Origin of the sequence: Sorangium sp. So ce426 (assembly GCF_051475585.1) — a bacterium.
Lineage (GTDB): Bacteria > Myxococcota_A > Polyangia > Polyangiales > Polyangiaceae > Sorangium > Sorangium cellulosum_B.
On record NZ_CP150341.1, the window covers coordinates 1,614,946 to 1,629,714 of the forward strand.

Below are 14,769 nucleotides of genomic sequence, written 5' to 3' on the forward strand. Positions count from 1 at the left end.
AGTTCCGGCGGCCGGGACCATCACGCCTCACAGGGTTTCCGGGGTTACAAAGATGATCTCGATCCGGGCGTTGCGGGCGCGCTCGCTGCCCCCCGGATCGACGACCGGGGACGCGGATCCCGCGAGGAACGGCGCGATGGACGGGCCCGCGGGCGCCCCCGAGGCGGTCGCACCTTGCGCCGGACCGAGGGCGCGGACGACGGCATCGGCCCGCGCCGCCCACGCGGGCTCTTCCCTGGCGGGGATCTCCCGGTCCGTGTGCACGACCACGGCCACGGGAAAGGAGGGGTGCGCCGTGGCGACAAGCGCGAGGTCGCGGAGGCGCGCCTCGCCGTCCTTCGTGAGGGCGTTGCCGGCGAACAGCCCGCGAAGCGTGACGACGATGCCGCGATCGTCGCGGACGGGCGACCAGGTGCCTGCGGCCGAGAGCTCTGCGAGGAGCGCGTCACCGGCGCCAGGCGCGCGGGTCACCGGCGTGGCGGCGCGGCGCGCGGCCGTCAGCGCGGCGAGGCAGCCCGCCCGCGCGCGGGAAGCCTGGTCGATGGGCGCCGGGACGGCGCGGGTGGAGCCGCTCGCCTCGGCGAGCTCCGCGTCGAGCTTCTTGATCGCGGCGGTCGCCCCCTCGAGCTGCGTCGTGAGCTCGGCGCCGCCGGGCTGGGGTCCGGCGGGGCTGGCGCTGCCGGGCTGGGGTCCGGCGGGGCTTGCGGCCGCGGGCTGCGCGCCGGCGGGGCTAGCGCCTGTGGGCTGGGGTCCGGCGGGGCTGGCGCCTGCGGGCTGCGAGCTGTCCTGCGGCGCCGGTGCGATCAGGAGGCGCGCCGCGCCGCACAGCAAGCGGGCCTGGAGCGCGAGCGAGCGCGCGGCGGCGAGGCGCGCCTTCTCGCGATCCGCATCGGCTCTGCCCGACGGGACCACGGGCTGCGCGTCCCGGGCGACCTTGGTCCGCATGTCGAGCGCGTCGACCTCGGCCGCGACGCGCGACTGCTCCGCCTCGAGGCCCGCGAGCGACGCCTCGCCCGCGGAGCGCTGCGCCTTCGCCTCGGTCTCGGCCGCCTCGGCCCGAGCCACCCGCGAGAGCGCGTGCGCGTGCGCGTGCGCCGCGATGGCCTGCTCGCCCAGGATCTGCGCCCCGGATCGATCCTCGCTCTCGAGCGCGGCGAGCGCGTCGCCGCGCAGCTTCTCCGCCCGCGCGAACGCGCCCGGCGCGTGCCGCTTCGACTCGGCGGCGACCGCCCCCGCGCGGACATGCTCGAGCTCATCGAGCACCGCTGGCCGCGGGATCGGCGCGCATGCGCCGAGGAGCACCCCCGCGACGGCGACCCCTGCGAGGCGACGCGCGCTCAAGGCGTGCCCCCCTGGCCCACCGGAGCCGTCGCCTTGCCGGCGCCGCCCTTGGGCCCGGCGCCTGGCGCCGCGGCGGGTGCTTGTTCGGCCGCTCGCGCCCCCCGCGCCCCTCGCGTCGCCGGCGCCGCCTGCTTGCGCGCCGCTCCTCCCTTGCTGGCCTCGATCCGCTGCGCTTCGACGTTCGCCGCTGCCCTGGTCGCCTCGCGCGCCTCGGCCTCGATCCGCTCGAGCTCCGCCGCGGCGCGGCCTCGCCGCGCCTGCGTCTCTTCGAGCAGCGCGCGCGCCCGCTCGAGCTTCGTCTCGACCTCGCGCGCGCGCTTCGCGGCCTCCACGGCCGCCGTCTCCGCCGCGGCGGCGCGCAGCAGCGTCCTCGCCGCCTCCGCCCACTCGAGGGCCACAGCGTCGAGCCGCCGCGCGTTCGTCGCGTCGCCCGCCGCGCGCGCGCCGTGCGCGCGCTGGAGCGCGCGCTTCGCGTGCGCCATCGGCTCGGCCACGACCTTCGCGGCGCTCGGCGAAGGCCCGCTCGCGGCGCTCGGCGCGACGCTCGGCGTCCCGGCAGCGGTCTCCTCGCCGTCGGCGGCCTTCTCGCCGTCGGCGGCCGCGGGCGGGGGCGCGACGCGGCCCTCGATCTCGCGGAGGATCTGCGCCGCCTTGGCGCCGTCGCCGGGGGGCGGCGCGGGCACCGTGGCGAGCGGCTTCTCTCCTCCGCCGTGCGCCAGGGCGTCGGCGCTGCCGAGCGTGGCCGCGAGGGCGAGGAGCAGCGCCTGGCTCGACCGGCGCTGCCGCGCGTCACGGGGAATGGGGCGGGAACGCACGTCCGCCAGGTAGCAAACGGGGCTTCCGCGAGCAAGCGCAGCGGCGCCGCGGCTGCAGGGACGCGCGCGCAGCCGACGCGGGCGGCGCGCGTCACTCCGGCAGGAAGTTGCGGAGGGCCCAGTCGATCTGCTGCTGATGCCGCTCGACCAGCGCCTTCGCGCCGCCCGCCTCGTGGAGGAAGACGCGATCGTCGTTGACGAAGACGGTGAGGTAATAAAGGTGCGCTTCCTTCCCCTCGTCGTGCCCGAAGCGCAGCTGGACGCCCGGCAGGCCGTTCCGGGCCTTCACGTCGGTCTTGCCGAGCAGCGCGTAGCCGCCGCCCTCGCGGAGCCGCTTCTCGATCACGCGGGACCAGAAGGCGAGGTCGCCCTTCGGATCGTTCTCGAACGCGCGGATCCCGATCACCAGCCCCTCGGCGGTGGTCGCGCGGTACTCGTCGTCGCCGTAGCGGTCTTCGAGATCGACGAACCCCGGCGGGGTCGCGGGGGTGAAGGGCCGGCCGCAGGCGAGCAGCGCCGCCGCGCCGGTGAGCGTGGCGGCGAGGGCGAAGGCGTGGCGAAGGGAGTGGTTCATCGGAGGCGCCCGGTTCACAGGTTGAGGAGCCGCGAGAGGCCGAGCTCGTTGAGCCAGTCGATGGGGAGCCGCGGTCCCGACGGGGCGAGGGTCTCCGTCGAGCGCGGCTGGAAGGACACGGTGAGGGTCGAGAACGCGATCTGATCGCGCAGGAACTTGAGCCGCCCCTCGAGGCGCTCGAGCTCGCTGGACACGCGCGCGAGCTCGCGCTCCAGCTGGATCGACTCCTCGACCTTCGCGGCCTTCTCGAGCAGCTTCTCCAGGCGATCGCGCACGGCCCGCGCGTTCCGGATGCGGATCGCGAGGTCGAAGAACTCCTCGGTGACGTCCTGGGCGACGACGTTGCGCTGGAGGATGTCGCCGAGGTCCGCCAGGCGCTTCAGCGCCTCGTCGAACCGGGCGGCGGGGACGCGGATCGTGATCGTCCGATCGTCGCGGCGGGCGAGGAAGCCGCCGAGATCCCGCGCGAGCGCCTCGACCTTGGCGAGCGACGCGCCCACCTCGAACACCGCCATCCCGATCTCCGCCGTGTAGACGAGGAGGGGCGCGCGCGCCGCGCTCGCCTCGCCGGCGGCGTGGGGCGCGGCCTGCGGCGCGGCGCCGGAGGAGGTCGGCGCCGGCTGCGGCGTGGCGGCGGTCGGCGCCGGCCTCGCCGTCGGGAGCTGAGCGCCGCCGCCGGCCCCCGGCGGCGGCGCGGCCTTGGCGAAATCCGCCGCCACCGGCACCTCGGCGTCGTACGACTCCTCGCGCACCGACTCGCCGGCCGTCTGCATGACCCGAGGAGGCATCCCTGCCATCGGGGCCGGCGCCGCTCCGTACGCCGGCGAGCTGGAGGCGTCGCGCGCGGCCGACGGGGCGGAGCTGCAGGCGGCAGGGCCGGCGAGCGAGGCAAGGAGAGCCCAGACGGGCAGCGTTCTTCGCATGGTTCCTCGGAGCATGGAGCCGGTGGCAGACGCTCAACGCGCCGCCTGGGCCGACCTTACACCAGGGGCGCCCCCAGGCGGCACCTACGCCGCCCCGGGCACGCGGCGGAGCTGGCGCGCCCAGTACGAGACGCCCGCGGCCGCGCCCGCGATCGCCGATGCGGCGAGCATCGCGGGCAGCGCCGAGGGGAGCGCGATCGCGGTGAAGACCGCCGCGAACTGCACCACCGTCGCGAGCTTGCCAGGGATGTTGGCGCTCGCCGCCGACAGGCGCGCGCCATGGAAGCGGCGGCTCACCGCGATCCAGAGCGCGAGCGGCAGCTCGAGGAGCTCGCGGGCCAAGAGCGCCGGGATGCCCCAGAGCGGGAGCGCGCCGCTCTCGAGGAGCGTGCCCACCACCGCGAGCGCGAACACCTTGTCCGCGATCGGGTCGACGATCGCCCCGGTGGGCGTCACCTGACCGGAGCGGCGGGCCAGCCAGCCGTCCAGCACGTCCGTCAGGCCTGCGCAGCAGAGGACGGCGAGGGCGAGCGCGGGCCGCGTGGCCACGATCGGGAACAGGGCCGCCAGCGGCAGCCGGGCCAGGCTCACGAGGTTCGGCGGAAGCGCGAGATCGCGCGGACACAGGGGCGACATGCGAGGTACTCCACGCGCCGCATGCGACGCAGAAGCCGGGGCCCTGACCCACGTCGAGCGCGGCCGAGCCCGCCCTAACCCAGTCGAGCGCGGCCCTGCCCGCCGCGCCCCGGCCGGCAGCCGCGCCGGCCCGCCCACCGCGATGCGCCGCGGAGGATCAGCTGGCCACGCGCACCGTGAGCACGGGGACGTTGCTCTTCCGGATCACCTTCTCGGCGACGCTCCCGAGGAAGAGGTGCGTGAGCCCCCGGCGGCCGTGCGTGCCCATGACGATCATCGCCGCCCCCTGCTCGTCGGCGGCGGCGAGGATCTCGGTCGCAGGGTCGCCCTCGCGCAGCGCCGTCGAGAGCCCCCCTGTCTGCGCCGAGAGCTGCTGGACCGCGCGCGACGCGGCGGCGCTCACCTCGGCGTGGAACCCGGGCATCAGCGCCGGCTCGAGCCCGGGGTACGTGTAGACCGGGAGCTGGTAGACGTGCAGCAGCACGACCTGGTGCCCGAGCCTCGCGCCGAGATCCCTCGCGAGCTCGATCGCCTTCATCGAGGCCGCCTCGAAGTCGACGGGCACCAGTATGACGTTCGCGCCTTCCTTCATCGCGCTCTCCTCGCACGCGGGACCGGGTGTCCCGTCGAACTTCGAACCTCGACCGACGCTGGCCTCCGGGACGCTTTCGATGCCGGCGGAGGCGCGTCGCGCGCATCTTGGATCCAAAAATTGGTCACTCCCAGGAGAAATCGTTCCGTCGAGGCCGCGCCGACGCCCTGGGCGGTACGCGGCGCGCGGGGGCGCTCGGGCCGATCCGCACGGATCCCGGCGGCAAATCAGGCGTCGCGCGGGCGCGCGGCGGTGAGCGCGACGGCGCGGCAGCGATCACCTGGCGGACTGCTGGGGCCGCGTGCGCGCGCCGTCGAGCGCGGCGCCGCGAGCGACATCGTCGGCAGGGTCGGGCGCCGCGGGCTCAGGCTCACTCACCGCCGGGGCGCGCGCGCTGCGCCCCGGCGCGCTGGCTCTGCCGCGCGCGCACGAGCGCGCTCCGGTTCGCGCGCACGAGCGAGGACAGCAGCGAGCACTGCGCCCTCCGCCGCGCGACGTAGGCCGCGTCGCGCGCGATCGACGAGCGCGGGCGCTCGCGCTCCACGCGCTCGGCGATCGCGAGCGCCTCCTCCGCCTGCCTCAGCTCGGCGATCGCGAGCGGCGAGAGCGGGTTGTCCCGCGCCTGCACGACGGCGGCGCGCGCCGTCAGCAGCTCGGGCGGCGGCGCGGCGGCGCTCGTCGCGCAGCCCGCGAGCGCGAGCGCCGCGAGCGCCATGGCGAGCGGGGCTCCGGCGCGCACGCGGGCCCTACTCCTTCCCCTCGGCGAGCGCGCTCGCCTGGTCCAGCGTGCGGCCCGCGGCGTCGCGCAGCCCCGCTTCCCTCACGAGGAGCGCCGCGAGCTCCGCGTCGACCTCGGCCCGCCGCAGCAGCCAGCGCGCGCCCTCCACGTCGCCCACCGAGATCCGCCGCCGCGCCCGCGCGAGCTCGCTCCTCGCCAGCGCGAGGTGCATGGCCGCGCGCCGGTCGGCGCTCGCGCCCTCCCGCTCGGCCGCGCGGAGCGCCGCGCGGGCGCCGGCGAGCTCGGGCGGCGGCGCCGGCGGCCGGAACGCGGCGCACCCGGCGAGCTCCAGACAGGCGATCACGAGCGCGGTTCTGGCGAGCATTTGCGTGGATTCCCGATCTCGCGGCGCCGGTGGCACCGTCGCTCCCGGCGGCGCGCCTGGGATCGCGCTGTGCATCGGGCAGGCCAGCCTGGCCGGCGCGATCCGTGCGCGCGGGCTGCTCGCTGCCCGCGGACGAGCCGGGCTGATCTGGCCCATGACCCCGAGCGCCGTGCTCCTCGCCGATGGCAGGGTCCTGGTCGTCCGCGGCTGGTCCCCCTTGCGCAATGGATTGCGCTGTTGCGCATCCGATGACGGCGCCTGAGCCCCCGCATGCGACCTCTTGTTGCGAGCGACGCCCCGGAATCGACAGCCCTCGTTGCAATGATCCACAAGGACCACCCGAGCGAGCCGGCAGCGATGGCCATGCGGCCGTTCGTCGAGCGGCGCCAGGGACATGGAAGTGAGGGGCAGGGACAGCGAACAGGCCGACAGGGACAAGCGGCAGCGTCGATCCCGATCGGCGGTGTTCTCGCCAGGGACACGGAGATCGGCGCCAGGGACACAGAGAACGTCGCCAGGGACACGTCGTGAAGCGCCAGGGACACGTCGTGAAGCGCCAGGGACACCCCGGAGCGTCCTCGCGTGTCCCTGGCGCCGTGTCGTCCAGGCACGGGACGTGGATCCCTGTCGCCCTGCCGCGAAGCTCCCGCATCTCGCGCGCTTCATGACCCGCTCTCGGCGGGTCGTGGTGCGAGAGAGCAGGAGTCTCGGGCTCAGGTCCTTGTGGAGGGGAGTCCGAGCCAGGGCTCTCCGGAATGAATGCCCGGGATTGCCGCTCCGGACGGGGTGTCCGGCGCCGCAACCCAGGGGAGGTCGAGATGGCGAAGAAGACGAGCGATATGGAGCGGTGGTCGGACGTCGTCCAGCAGATGAGCGCCGGCAGTCTCCCGGCGATCACGGTGCCCTTGCACGTGCTCTTCGGGGAGGCGGTCGACGTGGCGAGGTTCTGTGACAAGTACTGGAAGACACAGGTCGATGCCCAGAAGCGGGTGACCCGCCTGGGGCTCGAGTCGGCGGTCCCGAAGGACGGCAAGAAGGGGGACGCCGCGCGCCTCGGGCCGAGGACGGCGGAAGAGATCCTCTCCCTGCAGCGCGCCACGCAGGAGGCGCAGACGCGGTATCTCCTGACCGTCGAGAAGAACGAGAGCCCCCGCGAGCGCGGGAAGTTCCTGCTGGGGGAGATCTCGACGACGCTGCGCTTCTACTTCGACGACGGCGTGGACGACGCGAAGGACGAGATGCTGGCCCGCATCGACGCGGCGCACGCGGAGGATCCCGACACGGCCGACGCCCTGGCGAGCGCGCTGGACGACTACGCGCTGCTCGGGGAGAAGCACCGCGACGCGCTCGACGGGCTCGGCGGCTTCGACGCGGCCCACCTCGACGAGGCGCGCGCCGTGGCCGCCGAGCTGCGGAGCCGGCCGGCGCAGGCGGAGGCGATCTCCAGGCAGGCGCAGGACGCGCTGCTGCTCCGCAACAAGCTGGCGACGCTGCTCGTCGAGCGCATGGGCCTCGTCCGGAACGCGGCGCGGTTCGTGTTCCGTGGCCAGCCCGAGATCGTGCGCGAGGTGACGAGCGCGTACGAGCGCCGCAAGCGCGCGGCGGCCCGGCGGGCCAAGGCGACGGCGGCCCCCTCGCCGGCGACGCCAGCGCCGGCGGCGCCTTCGCCAGCGGCGCCGGAGGTGCCGCTGGAGGGCTGAGCGGCAGGCGACGGGCTCGCCTCGCCGCGGCGAGCGATCCAGAGCGCGATCGCAGCCCGTGCCACACGCTCGAGCGACGCTGCCCCACAGGAGGCTCAGCGCTTCTGCTGAGCTTCCCTGGGCGGGCCCCCGATGGTACGCTGAGGCCATGAGCGCGCTGCGAGCCAAAGTGCACGGCGGCCGGCTGATCCTCGACGAGCCGACGAGCTTTGCCGAGGGGACCGTGATCGAGCTCGTGGTGGCCGACAACGACGATCTGGACGGAGAAGAGCGGGCTCGTCTCGACGAGGCGCTCGATGTGTCGCTGGCGAGCGCGCGCGAAGGCACGATCGACGCGGACGAGTTTCTGGCGGAGATCGCGCGCCTCGAGCCGGCGCGCGGATGAAGCGAGCCCGTATCCGGCTCACCAGGGAAGCCGTCCGCCAGGCGAGGGAAGCGGCCGCATGGTGGATGGTGGATCGAGAACCGACCTGCCGCTCCTTCCCTGTTCCGCGAGGAGCTCGCGGCCCTGCTCAGCCTGCTCAGAGCGGCGCCCGAGGCCGGAGCGCCGCACGCGCACCGGCGGATCAAAGGCGTTCGCCGCGCTCCGCTCCCGACGTCGCGCTATCTGGTCTACTACGTCGTTGACCGCGAGGGCGGAGAGGTCCTTGTGCTGGCCGTCTGGAGCGCCCTGCGCGGGCGGCCACCGCAGCTCTCGCTGGAGTGAGCCGCATCGGGTGCACCCCACGCACGTCGGCGCGATCCTCGACGTCCGTTTTCTCCCGGCGCTCCGGCGCCGTAGCGCCCGTCTAGCCACGGTGGCGCACCTCCGCGTCGACGCGACGCTCCGAGCGCGAGAACGTTAGCCCCCTGGCGCCTCCGCCCGCCCCCCTCGAATAAACGCCCCGCCCCGGTCGTCTTCCGTCTCCGCCGGCTTCTTTCTCAGCGCTCGCTGCTTCCGCTACTCTGGCAATCGCTGTGCCGCCCGTCGACCCCAACCTCCGCACCACGATCGTCCACGCGTTCGCCGTCACGGTGGCGGATCCGTCCAGCCTGGTGCGCACCACGTCGCGCGGCGGGACCGACGACCCCGCGAAGAGCAGCACACGCGGCCCCTCGATCCTCCCCGAGGTCGGCCAGGTCGTCGGCGGGCTCTACCGCCTCGGGCGCCTCCTTGGGCAGGGCATGTTCGGCAAGGTGTACGTCGCCCAGCGGATCGACGTCCCCGAGCACCAGGTCGCCCTCAAGCTCATGCCCCGCTCGCTGTACGCGATGCGGAACGTCGAGCGAGAGCTCGTCATGCTCGCGACCGTCGGGCACCCGCACGTCGTCCAGCTGAAGGACCACGGCATGAACGCCGACTACGTGTGGCTCACCATGCCGGTCTACGAGGGCGAGACCCTCGCCCAGCGCCTCGAGCGCAGCCCCCTCGCCCTGCGCGAGGCGCACGACATCTTCCTCGCCGTCGCGCGCGGGCTCGAGGCGCTCCACGCCGCCGGGCTCCGGCACCAGGACGTCAAGCCCGACAACATCTTCCTCGCCAGGTTCGCCGGCCGCGTCCACCCCATCCTGCTCGACCTGGGCGTGGCCGCGGAGCGAGAGGCCTCGTTCTGCGCCGGCACCGCGCTCTACGCCTCGCCCGAGCAGCTCCGGGCGCTGAACGGGTTCCCCGGCGCCGTGCCGCTCTCCGAGAAGATGGACACGTACGGGCTCGCCACGACCCTGCTCTACTCGCTCGTGAACCCCAGGGACTTCCCGGGCGAGTCCGCGCAGAGCCGCACCGAGCTCGCCGAGTCGCACGACGTCCGCGCCGACAAGCCGCTCGCCGACAACGCGCTGCCAGACCTCACAGGGCGCCCGCGCGAGATGTTCCAGGCCGCGCTCAGGCGATGGCTCGCGATCGATCCGAACGAGCGCCCGTCGATGACCCAGCTCGCCGAGGAGCTCGACGTGCTGCTCGAGCCGGAGCGCGAGGCGGAGCGCGAGGCGGAGCGGCTGCGGATCAAGCAGAAGACGTCCTACCTGCGCGCGCGGATCGCGGCCGGCGCGCTGACCCTCGTGGGCTGCGCGGTCGTGCTGCTCGGCTTCTCGAAGCGCGAGACCCTGCGGCTCGCGAACGAGCTCGAGCAGGCCCGCCAGCGGGGCGCCGAGTCGTTCGACAAGCTCGACACCTGCGTCGCCAGCCACCAGATCGCCCAGTCCGAGGCGCTCGCGTGCCGCGGCGCCCGCGAGCAGGATCGCGCGGACTTCAACGCGACGCTGGCCACCCTCCAGAAGAGCGGCTCCACGTCGGAGGCCGAGCACGCCCGCGAGATCCAGGCGCTGCACGCGACCCAGGCGGCGCGCCTCAAGACCTGCGAGGACAGCGCAGCGGCCGCGCAGAAGGCGGCCATGGACGAGCGCGAGCGGCTCGCCGAGGTCGAGAAGGCGCGCGCCGCCGTCACCGCCGAGCGCGACGAGGCCAGGGCGCTCGCCGACCAGCGCTCGGCGGAGCTCGCCAGCGCGGCGCAGGCGCGGGCCGCGTGCGACGCGGAGCGCGCCAGCTGTTTCGCGGAGCGCGATCGCCTGAAGGCCGACCCGTACGAGCCGGACGAGCCCGCCGCCCCGCCGCCCTCGCCGCCTGCACACGCGCCGCCCGCCGCGAGCGGCGCGCCGCCGCAAGCGCCGCAGGCGCCGCAGCCGGCGAGCACGGGCGCTTCCCCCGCCGCAGGCGCTCCGGCGACGCCAGCGACCCCGGCGGCCCCGGCGACGTCCGCCGCGGCTCCTCCTTGATCGCCGTCGCTGGAAGCGCCGGGAGGCGGCGCACGTCCTTGATCGCCGTCGCTGGAAGCGCCGGGAGGCGGCGCACGTCCTTGATCGCCGTCGCTGGAAGCGCCGGGAGGCGGCGCACGTCGCTGCCGCCAGGCCACCTCTGCTTGTGGCGACCGCCCGGGGAGGCTATCCGTAGGTCCAGGGAAGGCGAGGGCCATGGGTGACATTTCTCGACGTGACGTGCTGCGTCGGCTGGGCGCGGCGGGCCTCGTCCTCGGGGGCGCGGGCGGGCTCGCGGCGGCCCGGTGGGACCAGGGCGGCAGCGCCGCCGCCGCCGCCGAGCGCCAGCAGACGCGGGACTACCGGCTCCGGGACGCGCCCGCAGGGGTGCCGGAGCTCGTCGTCGCCCGCGCCGGCGCCGAGGCGCTCGCCGGGGGCGCCCCGGACCCGGCCGCCCTGGTCCGGAAGGCGGTCGACGCGCTCGGCGGGATGCGCCGCTTCATCTCGCGCGGCGACGTCGTGGTCGTGAAGCCGAACATCGGCTGGGATCGCACGCCGATCCACGCGGCCAACACGAACCCCAAGGTCGTGGCCGAGGTGGTGCGCCTCGCCTACGACGCCGGCGCGAAGAGCGTCATCGTGACGGACGCCTCGTGCAACGAGCCGAACCGCTGCTTCCAGCGCTCCGGCATCTGGAAGGCCGCCTACGACGTCGGCGGGGAGGTCGTCATCCCCGCGGCGCACCGCTTCCGCGGCATGCGCCTGAAGGGCGAGGTGCTCGACGACTGGCCGGTCTACACGCCGCTCGTCAACGCGGACAAGGTCATCAACGTCCCCATCGCGAAGCACCACAACCTGTCCAGGTACACCGGCGCGATGAAGAACTGGTACGGGGCGCTCGGGGGCCGGCGCAACCGCCTCCACCAGAACATCGACGTGTCGATCGCCGATCTCGCGACGTTCATCCAGCCGACGCTCACGATCGTGGACGCCGTCCGCGTCCTCATGCGCAACGGGCCGCAGGGCGGGAACGTCGCCGACGCGAAGGACATGCACACCGTGATCGCGACGATCGACCAGGTCGCCGCCGACGCGTACGGCTGCCAGCTCATCGGCCGCAAGCCGGAGGAGATCCCGTACCTGAAGATGGGCCACGACCGTGGCCTGGGCACGATGCACTGGCAGAACCTGCGGCTCGCCGAGGTGTAGTACTCATGGCAAACCTCGATCCGACGCCGGCCGCGCCGGCGCACCGTGAACCGGCGGCAGGAGTGGCCGTGGGGCCCGCGAAGGCGAGCGCGGCGCCGCCCGCCGTGCCGAGCGCTACGCCGCCCGCCGAGCCCGCGAAGGAGGCCCGCTGGGCCGCGCTGTCGCGCGCGTTGCGCGCGTTGGGCAAGGCCGGCGCCATCGTTCGGCCCGCCCCGAAGCGCCGGCCCGGCTCGGGGCTGCCGGCGCGCAAGGTGATCCAGGTGCTCGTCTGGGCGCGCCGCGCCGTGCAGGCCGGCTGCCTCGGGCTGTTCCTCTACTTCCTGTTCCAGACGGGCTTCCGCGGCTCGTTCGCCTCCGCCGAGGCGCGCGTGCGCCTGCCGCTCCCCGTCGAGGGCTTCCTCCTCGCCGACCCGTTCGTCGGCGCGATGACCCTGCTCTCGACGCACACCGTCTACCGCGGCCTGCTCTGGTCGCTCGGGATCCTCGCGCTGACGCTCGTCTTCGGGCGCGTGTTCTGCGGCTGGATCTGCCCCTTCGGCACCCTCCACCATTTCTTCGGGTGGATCTTCCCGTCGCGCTACGGCAAGGGCGGCAAGCGCGTCGAGGCGAACAAGACGTACACGCGGCAGCGGGTGAAGTACTACCTGATGTACGCCTTCCTCGCGGCGAGCGCGACCGGCAGCGTGATCGGCGGGCTGTTCGATCCGATCTGCGTGGCGGTCAGGGCCATCGGCCTCGCCGTCATCCCGGCAGCGCAGTACGTCGCCGCCGTGGTGACCGGCTCCGCGGCCACGACCGGGAGCCGGCCGGTGCAGCTCGCCGCGGATCACGCGCAGGATTTCCTGGCCGCGAGCGTGTGGCAGACGAAGCAGTTCTACTTCCACCACACGTGGTTCGTCGGGATCCTGTTCGTCGCGATCCTCTTCATGAACCGCTTCATCCCGCGGTTCTGGTGCCGCGTGCTCTGCCCGCTCGGCGCGTTCCTCGGCGTGTTCGCGCGCTTCGCGCTCTTCGGGATGCAGAAGGATCACGCGAAGTGCACCGACTGCAACCTGTGCCTCGTGCACTGCCAGGGCGCCGACTCGCCCCAGGGCGGGGTGAAGTGGCGGCAGGACGAGTGCCACATGTGCCTCAACTGCGAGAGCGCCTGCCCCGAGGACGTCATCAAGTTCCGCTTCCTGCCGAACCGGAAGAGCGCCCTCGTGACGCCCGACACGGGCCGCCGCACCGCCCTCGCGACCGCCGCCGCCGGCGCGGTGATCATCCCGACGGCGCGCATCGCCGACGTGCTCGACGCGAACTACGACCACCGCGTGATCCGGCCGCCGGGCTCGGTCGAGGAGCGCGAGTTCCTGGAGCGCTGCATCCGGTGCGCCGAGTGCATGAAGGTCTGCCCCAACAACGCGATCCACCCCGCGTTCTTCGAGGCGGGCATCGAGGGGCTCTGGACGCCGATCGTCATCCCGCGCATCGGGTACTGCGAGCACTCCTGCGTCCTCTGCGGCGACGTCTGCCCGACCGGAGCGATCCAGAAGATCACCGAGGAGCAGAAGATGGGCGTCGGCCAGAAGCCGATCTCGATCGGCACCGCGTTCTACGATCAGGGGCGCTGCCTGCCGTGGTCGATGAGCGTGCCGTGCATCGTCTGCGAGGAGTTCTGCCCGACGTCGCCCAAGGCGATCTGGGTCGAGGAGGTCGACATCCCGAAGCGCGAGCCGGTGGCGGCCGAGCACGGCAAGGAGCCGCCGATGAAGATGGTCCACGTGCAGCGCCCGCACGTCGATCCGTCGCTGTGCATCGGCTGCGGCGCGTGCGAGAAGGTGTGTCCGGTGCAGGACAAGCCCGCGGTCTACGTGACAAGCGTCGGCGAGACCCGCTCGAAGACGAACGTCATCCTTCTCGAGGACACGGACTACAACAAGGCGTCTTGACCGCGCACGCCGGCTCCGCGCGGCGGGACCACGACAGGAGGCAGCTCGGGTGCGCACGCTTCGCTTCTACGGAACCTTCTCGCTCGCCGCGCAGCTGGCGCTCGCGGCGCTCGCCGGCTGCGGCGAGCGGTTCACGGCGGCCGGCGCGAGCGCCACGTCCACGTCGTCGAGCGGCGGCGAGGGCGGCGCCGGCGGCGACGGGGGCGGGGGCAGCGGGGGAGGCGGGGAAGGCGGGGGCTCGGCCTCGTCGTCCGCCGCGTCGGGCGGGGGCGGCGAGGGCGGGTGCGGCGCGTGCAGGGAGGGGGAGTTCTGCACGGCCAGCGAGACGTGCGTCTCGTGCGCGGCCCGCGGCGGCGCGCTGTCGTTCGGCGCGCTCTCGGAGATCGAGGTGATGGGGGCGATGCCCGCGTTCCCGCGCGTGCGCGCGGAGCCCGGAGAGGATGAGGCGACGCTCCGGCTCGTCTACACGGCGAAGTTCGGATCGGACGACACGAAGATCGCCACGGCCACCGGGCGGCCCTGGACGGCCGGCGAGGTCGTCGCGAGCTTCCTCGTCGACGCCGAAGGCCAGGAGTCGGGCCCGCTCCTCCTGCCCCTGGACGCGCCCTCGCCGCGGGGCGGCTTCCCCGCGGGCTCGCTGCTCTTCGATCGCCTCCCCACCGCGCCGGGCAGCCTCCCGCAGCTGCTCGTCGCGGATGGGATCGAGGCGACCCAGGCGGATGCGCTCCCCGCGCTCAGCCCGGACGGGGGGAGCCGCTCGGTGGCGGTCGCCCACGGGCAGCGGCCCTCCTACCGGTACTGGTTCATGACCAGGCAGCAGGACGCCGGCGGGACCGCGAGCCGGCTCGTCACGAGGCGCGCGGAGGACGCGGAGGTGCAGGTGCTGGACATCCGCCTGCCAGGCGACTGCCCGGCGCAGGGAGACGACCTCGCCCCGTGGGTGACGCCCGACGGCCGCCTGCTCTTCTTCCAGGCGCGCTACAGCGCGCGCGGCGAGTGCGCGGCGGCGTCGGTGCTGCGGAGCTTCTACGTGGCGCTCGGGGACGACGGGCTGCCCGTGGACGATCAGCCGGCGAGGATGCTGCTGCCCAACCTGACCCCGAGCGTCGCCCTCATGACGCCGTCGCTGTCCCCGGACGAGTGCACGCTCTACCTGGCGTCCGACAGGGACGGGCAGCAGAAGCTCTACGCCGCCTCTCGGCGGTAGGCGGCGCG

Annotated in this window: 15 protein-coding genes; 7 read left to right on the plus strand and 8 right to left on the minus strand. The window is 74.3% G+C overall.

Annotated features, from left to right (window positions below; all coding sequences use genetic code 11):
- Positions 1–27 precede the first annotated feature (27 nt).
- The 8 genes from WMF44_RS05985 to WMF44_RS06020 form a co-directional block, all read right to left on the minus strand.
- Positions 28–1,341 (minus strand): hypothetical protein, encoded by a 1,314-nt coding sequence (locus WMF44_RS05985; protein ID WP_437298154.1) that lies wholly within the window; start codon positions 1,339–1,341, stop codon positions 28–30.
- Positions 1,338–2,156, minus strand: coding sequence for a hypothetical protein (locus tag WMF44_RS05990; protein ID WP_437298155.1), 819 nt, complete (start codon positions 2,154–2,156; stop codon positions 1,338–1,340). Before WMF44_RS05990 ends, WMF44_RS05985 begins: the two co-directional genes overlap by 4 nt.
- A gap of 91 nt (positions 2,157–2,247) precedes the next feature.
- Positions 2,248–2,730 (minus strand): serine/threonine protein kinase, encoded by a 483-nt coding sequence (locus tag WMF44_RS05995; RefSeq protein ID WP_437298156.1) that lies wholly within the window; start codon positions 2,728–2,730, stop codon positions 2,248–2,250.
- Between the two features lie 14 nt (positions 2,731–2,744).
- Entirely contained in the window at positions 2,745–3,653 is a 909-nt protein-coding gene (locus tag WMF44_RS06000) for a DUF4349 domain-containing protein (RefSeq protein ID WP_437298157.1), read from the minus strand.
- A gap of 84 nt (positions 3,654–3,737) precedes the next feature.
- Complete coding sequence (locus tag WMF44_RS06005; RefSeq protein WP_437298158.1) at positions 3,738–4,289, minus strand: CDP-alcohol phosphatidyltransferase family protein; 552 nt, start codon at positions 4,287–4,289, stop codon at positions 3,738–3,740.
- Positions 4,290–4,446: 157 nt separating this feature from the next.
- Complete coding sequence (locus WMF44_RS06010) at positions 4,447–4,881, minus strand: universal stress protein (protein ID WP_437298159.1); 435 nt, start codon at positions 4,879–4,881, stop codon at positions 4,447–4,449.
- Between the two features lie 370 nt (positions 4,882–5,251).
- On the minus strand, positions 5,252–5,620 hold the full coding sequence (locus WMF44_RS06015) for a hypothetical protein (protein ID WP_437298160.1): 369 nt from the start codon (positions 5,618–5,620) through the stop codon (positions 5,252–5,254).
- Positions 5,621–5,627: 7 nt separating this feature from the next.
- Complete coding sequence (locus WMF44_RS06020; RefSeq protein ID WP_012233715.1) at positions 5,628–5,984, minus strand: DUF4398 domain-containing protein; 357 nt, start codon at positions 5,982–5,984, stop codon at positions 5,628–5,630.
- Positions 5,985–6,802: 818 nt separating this feature from the next.
- Here WMF44_RS06020 and WMF44_RS06025 point away from each other — a divergent pair.
- From WMF44_RS06025 to WMF44_RS06055, 7 genes are all read left to right on the plus strand, one after another.
- Positions 6,803–7,684, plus strand: coding sequence for a hypothetical protein (locus tag WMF44_RS06025; RefSeq protein WP_437298161.1), 882 nt, complete (start codon positions 6,803–6,805; stop codon positions 7,682–7,684).
- A 148-nt stretch (positions 7,685–7,832) separates the two neighbouring features.
- Positions 7,833–8,069 (plus strand): hypothetical protein, encoded by a 237-nt coding sequence (locus WMF44_RS06030; protein WP_437298162.1) that lies wholly within the window; start codon positions 7,833–7,835, stop codon positions 8,067–8,069.
- Between the two features lie 72 nt (positions 8,070–8,141).
- Entirely contained in the window at positions 8,142–8,390 is a 249-nt protein-coding gene (locus WMF44_RS06035; protein WP_437301534.1) for a type II toxin-antitoxin system RelE/ParE family toxin, read from the plus strand.
- A gap of 251 nt (positions 8,391–8,641) precedes the next feature.
- Positions 8,642–10,435, plus strand: coding sequence for a protein kinase domain-containing protein (locus tag WMF44_RS06040; protein WP_437298163.1), 1,794 nt, complete (start codon positions 8,642–8,644; stop codon positions 10,433–10,435).
- 195 nt (positions 10,436–10,630) lie between these two features.
- Complete coding sequence (locus WMF44_RS06045) at positions 10,631–11,623, plus strand: DUF362 domain-containing protein (protein WP_437298164.1); 993 nt, start codon at positions 10,631–10,633, stop codon at positions 11,621–11,623.
- A 5-nt stretch (positions 11,624–11,628) separates the two neighbouring features.
- The gene (locus WMF44_RS06050) at positions 11,629–13,554 is read left to right on the plus strand and encodes a 4Fe-4S binding protein (RefSeq protein WP_437298165.1); all 1,926 of its coding nucleotides are present in this window, start codon (positions 11,629–11,631) and stop codon (positions 13,552–13,554) included.
- A 49-nt stretch (positions 13,555–13,603) separates the two neighbouring features.
- On the plus strand, positions 13,604–14,761 hold the full coding sequence (locus WMF44_RS06055) for a hypothetical protein (RefSeq protein WP_437298166.1): 1,158 nt from the start codon (positions 13,604–13,606) through the stop codon (positions 14,759–14,761).
- The last annotated feature ends 8 nt before the right edge of the window (positions 14,762–14,769 follow it).